The 13,017-nt window shown below is 45.4% G+C and carries 13 protein-coding genes; 10 read left to right on the top strand and 3 right to left on the bottom strand.

From position 1 onward, the window contains the following. Positions 1–108: 108 nt before the first annotated feature. The 4 genes from PUW25_RS07075 to PUW25_RS07090 all read left to right on the top strand — a co-directional run bounded on the left by PUW25_RS07075 (position 109) and on the right by PUW25_RS07090 (position 6,277). A complete protein-coding gene (locus PUW25_RS07075; protein ID WP_177178648.1) occupies positions 109–1,080 on the top strand; it encodes an ABC transporter permease in 972 nt (323 codons plus the stop codon). Positions 1,081–1,107: 27 nt separating this feature from the next. Further along, on the top strand, positions 1,108–2,034 hold the full coding sequence (locus tag PUW25_RS07080) for a carbohydrate ABC transporter permease (RefSeq protein ID WP_047910099.1): 927 nt from the start codon (positions 1,108–1,110) through the stop codon (positions 2,032–2,034). A gap of 34 nt (positions 2,035–2,068) precedes the next feature. Next, the gene (locus PUW25_RS07085; RefSeq protein WP_205053592.1) at positions 2,069–3,715 is read left to right on the top strand and encodes an ABC transporter substrate-binding protein; all 1,647 of its coding nucleotides are present in this window, start codon (positions 2,069–2,071) and stop codon (positions 3,713–3,715) included. Between the two features lie 282 nt (positions 3,716–3,997). Beyond that, a complete protein-coding gene (locus PUW25_RS07090; protein WP_274336851.1) occupies positions 3,998–6,277 on the top strand; it encodes a glycoside hydrolase family 95 protein in 2,280 nt (759 codons plus the stop codon). A gap of 301 nt (positions 6,278–6,578) precedes the next feature. Here PUW25_RS07090 and PUW25_RS07095 read toward each other — a convergent pair whose 3' ends face one another. Beyond that, positions 6,579–7,613 carry a CdaR family transcriptional regulator gene (locus PUW25_RS07095; RefSeq protein ID WP_274336852.1) on the bottom strand — a complete coding sequence of 345 codons (1,035 nt, stop codon included), beginning with the start codon at positions 7,611–7,613 and terminating at the stop codon, positions 6,579–6,581. A gap of 226 nt (positions 7,614–7,839) precedes the next feature. Here PUW25_RS07095 and PUW25_RS07100 point away from each other — a divergent pair, with 226 nt between their 5' ends. From PUW25_RS07100 to PUW25_RS07120, 5 genes are read left to right on the top strand one after another with little or no spacing between them, the layout of a single operon-like run. Continuing rightward, on the top strand, positions 7,840–8,694 hold the full coding sequence (locus PUW25_RS07100) for a serine hydrolase (RefSeq protein WP_274338568.1): 855 nt from the start codon (positions 7,840–7,842) through the stop codon (positions 8,692–8,694). Between the two features lie 47 nt (positions 8,695–8,741). Beyond that, positions 8,742–9,281 (top strand): HAD-IIIA family hydrolase, encoded by a 540-nt coding sequence (locus PUW25_RS07105; protein ID WP_274338569.1) that lies wholly within the window; start codon positions 8,742–8,744, stop codon positions 9,279–9,281. 36 nt (positions 9,282–9,317) lie between these two features. Then, positions 9,318–9,836 (top strand): GNAT family N-acetyltransferase, encoded by a 519-nt coding sequence (locus PUW25_RS07110; protein WP_274338570.1) that lies wholly within the window; start codon positions 9,318–9,320, stop codon positions 9,834–9,836. A gap of 6 nt (positions 9,837–9,842) precedes the next feature. Continuing rightward, complete coding sequence (locus PUW25_RS07115) at positions 9,843–10,412, top strand: phosphoglycerate mutase family protein (RefSeq protein WP_205053587.1); 570 nt, start codon at positions 9,843–9,845, stop codon at positions 10,410–10,412. Positions 10,413–10,445: 33 nt separating this feature from the next. Beyond that, positions 10,446–10,610, top strand: a complete 165-nt coding sequence (locus PUW25_RS07120) for a hypothetical protein (RefSeq protein ID WP_205053586.1) — start codon at positions 10,446–10,448, stop codon at positions 10,608–10,610. 274 nt (positions 10,611–10,884) lie between these two features. On the opposite strand, the gene PUW25_RS07125 is transcribed toward PUW25_RS07120, so the two are convergent. Together PUW25_RS07125 and PUW25_RS07130 are read right to left on the bottom strand one after the other, a co-directional pair. Next, complete coding sequence (locus PUW25_RS07125) at positions 10,885–11,109, bottom strand: sulfurtransferase TusA family protein (protein ID WP_047910094.1); 225 nt, start codon at positions 11,107–11,109, stop codon at positions 10,885–10,887. 12 nt (positions 11,110–11,121) lie between these two features. Next, positions 11,122–12,183, bottom strand: a complete 1,062-nt coding sequence (locus PUW25_RS07130) for a YeeE/YedE family protein (RefSeq protein WP_274338278.1) — start codon at positions 12,181–12,183, stop codon at positions 11,122–11,124. Positions 12,184–12,439: 256 nt separating this feature from the next. On the opposite strand from PUW25_RS07130, the gene PUW25_RS07135 reads away from it, so the two are divergent. After that, on the top strand, positions 12,440–12,937 hold the full coding sequence (locus tag PUW25_RS07135) for a hypothetical protein (protein WP_205053584.1): 498 nt from the start codon (positions 12,440–12,442) through the stop codon (positions 12,935–12,937). The last annotated feature ends 80 nt before the right edge of the window (positions 12,938–13,017 follow it).

Here is a 13,017-nt window from a genome sequence, read left to right on the forward strand (position 1 = left end):
GAGTAAAGTGTACCTTTACGTGAATAAGGGACCCTCTTATGATTACAAACAAGAAAGCGCTACCAAAATAAAGAGGGCCTTATTCATAATAGGTTACCTTCTGGGGGGATGACTCTGAGAACCACTATTTCGAATGGCAGAACAGTAGTAAAACAAGGCAGGCGGTCCGCATTGAAACTTGCCTTGTCCAGAAGCTGGAGGAGGCACTGGCAGCTCTACCTGTTGATCATTCCTCCCGTCGCTTACTTCATTATTTTCAAGTATGTGCCTATGGTTAATGCAGTGCTCGCTTTCAAGGATTACAACGTGATTAAGGGGATCTGGGGAAGTCCATGGGTAGGCACCAAATATTTTGAGTTGCTTTTTCAAAACCCTGCGTTCGTTACCCTGATCAAAAACACACTGTATATTTCGTTTTACAGTTTGGTCGTGGGTTTTCCAGTCCCGATACTGCTGGCACTGGCGTTGAACGAAGTCAAGAATGCCAAATTCAAAAAAACGGTACAGATGGTTACTTATGCACCTTACTTTATTTCAACGGTTGTCATGGTATCCATTATCATGCTGTTCCTATCCCCGAGACTCGGCATTGTGAATACGATTGCAGGGATGCTTGGTTTCGAAGCGGTCAATTTTCTTGGAGAGCCTGGGCTGTTCCGTTCCATCTATGTATTTTCTGATGTCTGGCAGAGCATGGGTTATTCCGCAGTCATCTATTTGGCAGCACTCGCAGGTATTGATCCTTCGTTGTACGAGGCAGCCAAGGTTGATGGTGCTAACCGGTTTCAGAAAATGGTGAACATCGATCTGCCTGGTCTGCTGCCAGCGGCAGTCATTATCCTGATTCTGAGCGTTGGTAATATCATGGCCGTCGGATTCGAAAAAATTTATTTGCTGCAAAATCCGTTGAACTTATCGGCTTCCGAGATTATCTCCACCTATGTGTACAAAATGGGTTTACTGAATGCCAATTACAGCTTTGCTACCGCAGTTGGACTCTTTAATTCGCTTATTAACCTGATTCTGTTGTTAACGGTCAATGCTGCCGCCAAGCGTCTGTCCAATACAAGCTTATGGTAATGCGGCATTAGGAAAGGGAGGAATCCGATGAGCAAGTTGCAGTCCCAAGCCGGTTCAGCGGTTAGTCAGAGGAGCACCATTAGAGAATCTTTTGGGGACCGGGTGTTTATAGCCATCATCTACCTCATTCTGACGGTTGTCTTGATTGCAGTGCTCTATCCACTGATCTATATCGTAAGCTCTTCTCTGAGCAGCCCGGCTGCAGTTACATCCGGAAAAGTCTGGCTGTGGCCTGTTGATATGACACTCGACGGCTATAAGTCTGTATTGCGCAACGATCAGGTTATCATGGGTTACGCCAATTCGTTATTTTACACCACAATAGGAACAATGATTAGTGTAGCACTGACCATTATGATTGCTTATCCGCTTTCCAAAAAAACCTTTGTTTGGCGCAGCCCTCTCATGATGTTTATTACATTCACCATGCTATTTTCCGGCGGATTAATTCCAACTTACTTAGTGGTTAAATCCATGGGAATGATCGATACCCGCTGGGCTCTGTTGATTCCTAATGCCATCTGGGTGTGGCAGGTGATTATCGCACGTACTTTTTTTCAGAATTCTATCCCGGATGAGCTGTCCGAGGCAGCCGATATTGACGGATGCAGTGATATCCGTTTCATTTTCAGCGTCATTTTGCCTCTCGCCAAACCCATCGTGGCTGTTTTGTCATTGATGTATGCCGTTGGGCAGTGGAATGCGTATTTTGATGCTCTGATCTATTTAAAAACACAATCGCTCTATCCGCTTCAGTTGATTCTCCGCAGCATTCTGATTCTGAGTAACAGTACGGGAAATATGGATGTAGGAGAGATGGTGAAGCAGCAGCAAATGGCCGAATTGATGAAGTTCTCACTCATTGTGATGGCCAGCTTGCCGGTACTCATCATTTATCCGTTTGTGCAGCGATATTTCGTTCAGGGCATGTTGATTGGCTCCGTCAAGGGCTAGTTCATTACAATTAATTGTAAGGGAGAGGGTCTATTTGAGAAAATCAGGGTCATTCGCACTTGCTTTTATACTGCTCCTGTCTGTGGCACTGGCGGGATGTTCATCCTCAAAGGGCAGCGGAGAAGAGGGGAGCGGCCCTTCATCCGGAGACAACGTGACCATTAACGTGTTCGCGCACCAAAGTTCGGATACCAACCTTCAAACGAACAAGTTTACTAAAAAAATGGAAGAGAAGTTTAACATGAAGATAAACTGGACGACGGTTCCTTTTGACGGTGCAGCTGAAAAGAGACAGATATCATTAGCTTCGGGGGACTACCCGGATCTATATTTTCTCATTCCATGGGTTGACCGTTTCTCTCAAACGGACTTGTTGAAATTTGGACAGCAAGGTGTCATTGTACCGCTCAATGATCTAATTGAGCAATACGCACCGAATATCAAAAAGGTACTGGACAGCAATGAGTATTATAAAGCAATGAATACAGCACCGGACGGCAATATTTACGGACTGACGGGCTTGAATGAATGCTTCCACTGCTCATATCCGAACAAAATGTGGATGAATACAAAATGGCTTAAACAGCTCGGCTTATCCGAGCCTACAACGACGGAAGAATTTAAGAAAGTGCTAAAAGCATTCAAAACCAAGGACCCGAATGGCAACGGCAAAGCTGATGAAGTTCCACTGAGCGGTTCCATTGAAAATTTCGGCGTGCACATCATTCCCTATTTGATGAACGGGTTCATCTATGACGATGACAGAACCTATCTCATAGCAAAGAATGGCCGAGTTGATACGGTTGCGAACAAACCGGAGTGGAAGGAAGGACTGGCCTATATTAAGTCGCTGTACGATGAAGGTTTGATTGACCCCGGTGCGTTCACTCAAAATGTTGGGGCCTTTAAAAAAATTGGAGATAATGCTGATGCGCAGCTTCTTGGCGCAGGTGCTGCCATGCATCCATCTCTTTTTGTAAATACGGCTGAGGGTGCTCCCTATGGAAAGGATTATAATCCGATTCCTCCTTTGAAAGGGCCGCATGCCAATTATGCGTCCTACAACTATCCAATTGACCCTGGAGCATCGTTTGTACTCACGAACAAGGCAAGTGAAGAGACACAGATTGCAGCCATAAAAATGCTGGATTATCTATTCACACAAGAAGGAGCCATGAGTGCATATCTGGGTGAGGAGGGCACCAGCTGGCGCAAGCCGGAGGAAGGCGATGTGGCCCTTAATGATCAGGTAGAGCCGCTTTACAAAGCCATTCCCCTCTCTACAGGAGAGGAGCCTCGTAATGACAGCTGGGGTGCACTGAGTCAGTATAATCACCACAGAGCATATCGGGATGCCGAAGTACAAGGCAAGGACATCTATGCAGGTGACGGTTATGAGCGCCGACTTTATGAGGCAACACTCCTAATGGAAGGAAAAGAACCCGAGGAAGTTTTTCCGCATTGGGCACTATGGGTGGATCCGGCAAATGCGGACGAAACAAGCATGATGCAGACGAACCTCAAGGATTATATTGACCAGAATGCCCTGCAATTCATTACAGGAGCAAAGAGTCTGGAAAAGGATTGGGACGATTACGTAAAAGGGCTGGAAGGCCTCAACATCAAGCGTTATCTGGAAATTATGCAGGCAGCGTATGATACTTCATCCATTTCCAAGTAGGGAGAAAGAGGAGGTTTATACCCATCCTGGGCGGCATTTTCATCCATTATTATCAAACACGGGCCGGTTCGCATTTATGCGAATCAGGTCCTAATCTTTTATGGCAGACAGCCACCCACCATTGATTTTTATCGAAGAAACTCTCCCAATACATGATCTTTTCGACTCCCATATCATGAAAGAGTATGGATCTGCATGAATACGTTATTTTTATTCTTTGTTACGATGTTATTATGAGATTAATCTCTTATCATTCATTGAAATTCATAGTGGAGGTTCAGAATGAAAGAATCCAATCGGAACAATCATCGCATGTGGTACAGCAAACCGGCAGAGATATGGAACGAGGCCTTGCCAATCGGGAACGGTCGGCTTGGGGCAATGATATTTGGAGGCGTAGCGGAGGAACGTTTGAAGTTAAATGAAGACTCGATGTGGTATGGGGGCCCCCGGGATCGGAATAACGAAGATGCACTGCCCAATCTGCCACATATCCGCAAGTTAATCATGGAAGGGAAACTTCAGGAGGCTGAAGAGATGGCCAGCATGACGATGGCCGGGCTTCCTGAAGCCCAAAGACATTATGTGCCACTTGGTGAGCTGCAGTTATCATTCGGCAATCATGATGGTCCTGTTGAGGACTATGTACGTGCGCTGGATTTGGACCGGGGTATCTCCATGGTTAGCTATAACGTTGATGGTACCCGTTATACTCGTGAGCTGTTTGCCAGTCATCCCGATCAAGCCATCATCATCCGAATCTCAACAGACAAGAAGAATACCTTGTCTATGAAGGCCCGATTCACTCGTCAGAATTGGAGATACCTGGAGAAAACCAAGAAGTGGGAGCAGAGCGGACTCATTATGCATGGTGAATGCGGTGGTAAAGACGGCAGCTCCTTCGCAGCTGTGTTGAAAGCGATACCAGATGGAGGTACCTGTCAGCTCCTTGGCGAGTATTTGCTACTGAAGGATGCGAGCTCGGTCACACTGCTGCTTGCTGCGGAAACGACTTTCCGCCAGGAAGATCCGGAATTATACACTAAACTTCGTATGGAAGAGCTCAGCCGAATTCCTTATGAAACACTGCTTGTACGGCATACATCGGATTATAATGAACTGTTCAGCAGGGTTTCGTTGAACCTGTCCAAAAGTTCTGATCGTTATAATGGTCCGACGGATGAGAGATTAAAACAGTTCCAAAGGGGAGAAGAAGACCCCGAATTGATCGAAACCTATTTTCAGTTTGGTCGTTATCTGCTGATTTCCTCAAGCCGGTCAGGCTCCCTTCCTGCTAATCTTCAAGGCATATGGAATGACAGTTTCACTCCGCCTTGGGACAGCAAATTTACCATCAACATTAATACCCAAATGAACTACTGGCTTGCCGAAAACTGCAATCTAGCCGAGTGCCATGAGCCATTGTTCGATCTAATTGAGCGAATGCGGGAGCCTGGCCGAATTACGGCACGAAAGATGTATGACTGCCGGGGGTTTACCGCACATCATAATACGGATATTTGGGCAGACACGGCCCCTCAGGATACCTACCTGCCAGCTTCCTTCTGGCCGATGGGCGCTGCTTGGTTATGCCTGCATTTATGGGAGCATTATCGCTATAGTCAGGATCTCAATTTTCTGGAAGAAGCATACGAAACCATGAAGGAATCTGCGCAATTTCTTCTTGACTATCTGATTGAGGATGCGGATGGCCGTCTGATTACCTGTCCCTCCGTTTCTCCAGAGAACAGTTACAAGCTGCCAAGTGGTGAGGTGGGGATTCTATGCGCTGGCGCTTCGATGGATTTTCAGATTATTGAGGCTCTGTTCACTGCATGCATTCAAAGTGCCGAGTTGATCGGAAGGGACCACACATTCAGGGAAGAACTTGCTGCTGTTCTGAAGCGAATCCCGAAGACACAAATCGGCAAAAAAGGACAAATCCAGGAATGGATGGAGGATTACGAAGAAGTGGAACCAGGACACCGGCACATTTCACATCTATTTGGTTTGTACCCAGGAGAAAGTTTCACTCCGGAATACACACCGGAACTCGCAAAGGCCGCACGTACAACGCTCGAACGTAGATTGGAGAATGGTGGGGGGCATACCGGATGGAGCCGGGCCTGGATCATTCACTTCTGGGCAAGACTTCAGGATGGGCAGAAGGCTTATGAGAATGTAAGAGCTCTCCTGGAGCACTCCACGTTACCCAATCTTTTTGACAATCATCCTCCGTTTCAGATTGACGGCAACTTCGGGGGATCATCTGGAATTGCTGAGATGCTAATGCAGAGCCACACTAATGTGATTCGGCTTCTGCCTGCCTTACCAGACAATTGGTGTGAAGGAAGTGTAGAGGGGCTCAGGGCTCGTGGCGGATATACCATTAGATTTTCCTGGGCGAAATCGAAAATTACTGAAGTCACCGTAAGAAGTTCAATTGCTGGGCTTTGTCAGTTGGAAGGTCCTGGCCTAAAGCCAATTTCATTCAACACAGAAGCTGGCGCAACGTATACGTTTACACCGAGTTCGTCAGAGACGTTGTCACAAACTCAATGATCAATTAATAAATCGATCTCCTTCAGAAGAAGCAGTGTATCCAGCTCATTGTCGCTACGGATGAATGGAGAGAATGATAAGTATGAGATTTAATCTAATGTGACAGAAAAACAAACAATAGAGGCAGTCCGTAGCGATGGTATTCGCGGGTCTGCCTCGTTTTGCTATAAGTTATAGGTTGTAGTCAATACCTTGGGAAATGCGTATAAGAGTTTATATCGCTATGGAGCTCCAGCTTTGGTTGGAATATGTAAGGATCACGCCCGTGACTAAATCTGTACGCCAATAATGCAGAATACAGCTATTTATACAGCGCAAGTAGTCCATAAGTTAGTTCAAACAGATCAAACGTGTTTCGTGGGTCCTTGCCTGTTAGATCGTAAATCCGTTTGAGTCGGTATTGAAGTGTATTCCGGTGAATGCTCAGCTCTGCGGAAGTGTCGGATACACTGCAATTGTTATTGATGTATACTCTCAGGGTATCGAGCAGATCCACGGACTCCTTATCCTCCAACTTGGTGATGAGATGCTCGGAGGAGTTAAGCGCTGACTCGCTTAATTTCACCAGGAACTCCATCTGATCATAGAGAATGATTCGCTCGGGGAGATGCAGGGACTGCGCTGTCCTCATCGCGGACTTGGCCTGAGCATAGCTGTCTGCAATATGGGTCTCATGCCGTGAGACACTGACCTTAAGCATAGGTTGGCTTTGCAGGAGCTGCTTAATTACCTTCTTGATCTCCTTCACTTCCTGAACAAGAATGATGCATATATCTTCCTCGATAATAAATGAAGGATACATAAGAAGAATATTGGAAATTTCAGCATTCATCCCTGAATGATCGATGTAGAGGATTGTTGTCGGCAGCAGCAGGTCAATGTTGTAGGCGAGCGCTTTTTTTTGCAGCTTTTGCGAGTATATCCCTTGATGATTTAGCAGGACCTCTAGAAATGCCTTCTTACGATTAGCTTCATTTTGCATCGATTCTAGTGCCATCCCTTGCTCTATCAAAAGCACAACGGTTGTTCTTACAATGCTGCAGAAGGGACGTACCTCCTCCGGGCTGCCCGAGATCCCGATAACGCCTACGCGGACTTGATTAATAACGATGGGTTCATTCGTGCCCTTTTTTTCATAACGCTGATCCTCCCATACCTCTACCATTTTTCCGCTCTCAAGCGCTTTGATGGCTCCACGATGCTCTGTGCCAATGCGGCTTGGATTCCCGCTGCCTATAATAATGCCTTTATCATTCATAATGTTGATATTGTACGGAATGTCCTTCATCATGCGGTTCACAATATCTTGTGCTAATGCTTCGGATAATTGGTACATTACTTCCCTCTCCAGTGTGTTCATTCTCAGAGTAACGGCTGTCTAAACTATCTATTTAAAAGTATAACTTATTTTGTGCAGATGAACGAAGCTTTATGAGAAGAACATGTAAATAGAGGGTAAGGGATCTCATCCCTTTTTAAATAAAATATGGTAATAATATCTTCGTCAATGTTAACATGGTGGAAAGCTGCTGTAACTTGATCATGTAAAGGAGCTGCTATTCATGCCGCAATTATCGTCAGAGGAGCTGTATGCAGGCTCGCTTCATCACATCATGAAACCACTTCGTCCGTTAATAGAACAAGCCAATCTAAACGGAGTACGCGTGACAGTCAGTGTGGCTGATCTAAGCGTTACCGCTGGTAACTTAGGGTTCTCGATCGGATCAGAAGAGCGGTACAGATCAGCAAGCACGATCAAACTGGCGATTGCCTGTGCACTGTTGCAAATGGTTGATCGAGGTGAAGTTCGTCTTGAAGATCAGGCTGTCGTGAGGGATAAGGATGTAGTAGGAGGCTCGGGATCGCTTCAGCTGGAAGTTATGCCCTTGAGCGCTAACATAGGAAGGCTGGCAAAACTCATGATCGCACAGTCGGATAATACGGCAACGAATGTCCTGATTGATATGATTGGCTTTGAGCGGGTAAATGCTATGCTGGAAGGACTTGGGATACACCGGACTCAGCTTGCACGCAAGATGTTTGCACCTGTTCAGTCCCCGGAGCTGGACAATTATGCGGATGCCCAAGAGCTCACATATTTACTCAAGCTTGTATATCAAGGGGAGGTGCTCTCTGAATATTCTCGACGGCTGCTGCTTCTATGGATGTCCAGGCAAGAGGTGAATACGAAATTTGGCGCTGTGCTTGGTGACATGCTGATCGCACACAAGACAGGAGAAGCGGGTAATGTTACACATGATGCAGGTTACTTCTTGATACCAGGTAGAGAGCTTGCCGTGGCAGTGATGACAGAGGTTATGACAACGGAAATATATGAAGAAGCTCAGCGTATCGGCAATCCTGTGGTTCAAAGAATAGGCAAGGTCATCTATGATCAGCTGCTGAGAGACTATTAAGAATGGAATTACTGAAATAGATTCTGTGACGATGGATCAAGTGAGAGGTGTTTGAACTGGAACTGCAGGCTGTATTTATAGATCGAGATGGAACCATTGGAGGAACAGGACATTTTATTCATCCGCGCGATTTTGTGTTGTATGACGGAGCGCTTGATGCTATCCATTTGCTAAAGGGAAAGGGAATCAAGGTGTTTGCGTTTACGAACCAGCATCGAATATCGAAGCAGCAAGCAAGTGAAGAAGAGTTCAGAGAACAGTTTCTATCGTATGGGTTTGATGATGCATTTATCTGTCCGCATGGAAGTACGGAGATTTGTAATTGCAGGAAGCCAAAGCCTGGCATGCTGCATAGGGCTGCAGCAGCATATGACCTCGATCTAGCAAAGTGCGCTGTCATTGGTGACGTGGGCGATACGGATATACTAGCAGCACATGCGGTTGGGGCACTGAAAGTGCTTGTCAAGACAGGGTGGGGAATGGGATCACTAACCGACTATCGATCAAGCTGGGCGGAGGTAGTACCGGATTATATAGCGGAGAACCTGCTGGATGCGGTGAACTGGCTGCTATTTCGAAGGCTGTGAAAGGAGAGGTGAGAGAGAGTGGAGGAGGTTTTTCTCGTGGAGCCCTCGTACGAATATCGGGAAGAGTATCTCGATATGATCCTCGAATGGACAGAGGCCGGAGAGCGAATGATTCCTTTTGTGCTGAGGTATGATCCTTCTGATTTTGACTGTTTTTTAGCTAAGCTAAGCGAGTTGAAAGTGGGAACCAGCCTGGACCATTTAACTGTAAACAGTTCTACTTTTTGGCTTGTAAGATCAGATCGTAAAGTGTTAGGTGCTGTCAATATTCGTCATGAGCTGAATGATTTACTATTAGAACGTGGAGGACATATTGGGTATGGCATCAGACCAAGTGAGCGAAAAAAAGGATACGCAGCAATGCTCCTGTCTCTGGCGCTTGAACAAGCCCAAAAATTAGGCATCTGTAATGTGCTGATTACTTGTGATAAGAACAACATCGCTTCGGCTAAGACAATCATTTCGAATGGGGGAGTCCTTGAGTCAGAAGTCATCATCGAGGGAATTCAAATTCAAAGGTACTGGATTGAGAACGAAGGCTGTGAGCAGGAGTGATTGTACATGGAATTGGTATTTATCAGACATGCTCAAGGAGAGCATACGTTGAATTGGCCCAACCAGCTGCATATGCAGCATCCTGCTTTAACAGAGAGTGGGAACCAGCAAGCAGAACAATTACGCCATCTGTATCCGCTAGTATCTGGTGATGTGGTCGTAACAAGTCCTGCAAGAAGAACCATAGAAACGGTGAATATATGGAGCAAGGACATCTCGGTACAGAAATATGTTACGCCGCTTCTTGGGCCAAGAATGTTTCCCCAAAATCCGGAGTGGGTACCCCTTGGCTGCGATAAGATCTATACATATGATGAGGTATCTATTCTTTTTCCTGAATTTACAGCTGTACAGTCGGAACAGACCTTGTGGGATGAAGGTATTAACACCATGTCCACTGCGTACTTTGAATTTCAGGCAGACAAATTTTTAAAGTGGATCAGCAGGTTTAAGGGCAATGTATACTGCGCCACCCATGATGGGACCATTAACAGCTATCGGCTATTTCTTGGGGAGTCAGGCATTACGAGAGGAGATTTCTTAAGGGAAACAGGCGCTTTCAGAATAAGAGTCTGAGCATCCATAAAAGAGGGATTAGGAGAGGGAAATATGGAACAAAGTACTGCGGCAATTGCGATATCTCCGTTATTTGTGCTCATTCAGCTATGCTTGTTCGTTGTTGGAGTGATCTGTTTGGTGATGTTCATTAAACTAGCCAGACGAGGCATAGCAGCATTGGATGCTTACATAGAGAAAGAAAGTCAAATAAAATAAATGAAAGAGGATGATATGGAATGCAGGTAGCCTCAGCTTTTGGATTTTTTGGTCTATTTATATATTTAGGTACATTTGCACTTGGGATATACTGTCTCATACTATTTATTAAGCTTGCTCGTCGTGGAATTAAGGCGTTAGATATTTATCTGAATAAACACAATGACCATGGGGATTATGGTGACAGAATGTAATGAAATAAGTCTTGGTTTACCTACAAAAAAGCGATCCTTGTCAGTTAACCTGAAAGGATCGCTTTTCATATAAGCTCAGTTTATTTTTTCTTCACAGTGATAGTCCAAGAAGCATCGTCCAGCTGCTCATAGTTGGTAATGGAGTGTCCATCCTCAGCAGCCCAGCGCGGAATGCTCTCCGTCGCTTGTGTACAATCGAAATCAATGACGAGCTCGTCGCCGCTGTTTATCGTTTTAATTGCTTCTTTTGCTTCGATCAGTGGGAATGGGCAAACCATTCCGAGAACTTGTAGTTTTTGTTGCATGTTAAATTCCTCCTAAGCAGTTGCAGTTGTTGAAGCGGCGGCACCTGCGCTCGCTTTTTTGCGTGGACGTATGAATATAAAATAGGATGCAGTCCATGTACCCAGAATCATAAAGACCAGAGAAATCCATCCCTGCCATGTCATCATTGCCGTCATGACGAGACCGTTACCGATGGAGCAGCCTCCAGCCCAGCTTGCGCCAAAACCCATTAGCAGTCCTCCGCCGAAGCTGGTTACAGCTGTCTTCGCATCCGGAGCGCGGAAACGGAACTCCTTGCTTGCCTTCGCAGCAGCAAAGGAACCAACGAAGATACCGAGCACGAGGAATACGCCCCAGTTGATAAATCCGTCATCGCCAGTTACGAGATACTGCAAAATGTTTGCGGAAGGTGTAGTTACACCCAAGCCAAAGTTTCTGCCTGTAGCTGCGCTGAGCGGCCATGCAAGCAGGGCAATGAGTCCGATCAGAATAGCAGTGACAAATGGATGCCAGCGTTTCTCGAACAGTAGATGGGCAAGACCCTTGCGTTTAGGCTTCAGTGTTGGAATGAACACTTTCGGCTTGCGCAAATGTCTTACTACCAAGAATACCGTAATGGCTACCAGTAATACAATAAACGGCCATACTGACAGTCCAAACGTTGCCGGAATAGAGTTTGTGGTCGTAGCGACCTCACTTAAGCTGGAGTTAACCGGAGCCAGTGGACCGGATTTCATAATTGCGGCCATCGCCATGTAACCGAACAGGGCAATCCAGCTGCCAATCAGTCCTTCACCTGCACGATACCAAGTGCCTGTCGCACAGCCGCCAGCCAGAATAATGCCAATACCAAAAATAAATGAACCAAGAATGGTGGCTACCCATGAAAATTCCCCAGCATCATATTGAAGGACACCTGTCTGAATTAATGCGAATACCCCGATACTTTGTACAGATATTGCGATAAGCAGCGCATAGAACATGCGGTTGTCTTTGGCAATGTACATATCTCTGAATCCGCCTGTCAGACAGAACCGGCCGCGCTGCATAACGAATCCCAGCAAGGCGCCGCACAAAAGTCCTGTAATGACCATTTGTAACAACTTGCTCACTCTCCTTATTTTTCATAGCATTCATTCTATATACCAGTAAACTACTATGCTTTCTTTGTATTCTGATTCTAACACACATAAGTACAACGTCAACAGTGTATCTCCAACCATATCATCCATAGATTAGAAGTAAAACCATATATAAGTGTGATATATTTTTTAGGAGATGTGTGATTCCAAGAAGGCATGTGTCTATCTAGCAGCAAATCAGGATAGAAGCAAATAAGGTGGTGATGAAGTGATCTATAGGGATATGGTGGTATTTAGCGTAAACGTACTGATCAGTTTAGTGCTAGTGCTCCTTGTTGATTTGTTCACTTTTAAATATGAGCCAGGGGGCTCCACTTCAGGAAATGGTAATCCAGGACTATTAATCTTAGTTCCGGCATTGCTGTACTCCATCGGCTTGTTTATATACAGTTTCTTCTTTATGAAGAAGCTATTCGCTTCTGTTCATGATAAATATGTGGCTACGATGAGAGTTCCCATCCTGCTGATCTGTTTTATTCTTATTTTTAGTTTTATGTCATTTATGGAAATTGCAGATTTAAAAACTCAGCTGGGAGGTTTTGCGGATGACCCGGGATCTGTCATTTATCGGTTTGGTTGGCTGAATCAATATACGAATACGGTTTTTTATAACATTTATGTGCTGTTTGTCGGCATGTTTATATCTTCTTTCGCGAGCTGGTCTGTTGTAAGAGGGCATTTGAATAAACAGTCCAAGGACTCATGAATATGTATTCGAATTTCTGAATGACTAAAACAAATGGTTAGCGAGTGGCGTCTAACTAGTAAACCCGATGATTATACCTC

The organism is Paenibacillus urinalis (assembly GCF_028747985.1).
In the GTDB taxonomy this organism is placed as follows: domain Bacteria; phylum Bacillota; class Bacilli; order Paenibacillales; family Paenibacillaceae; genus Paenibacillus; species Paenibacillus urinalis.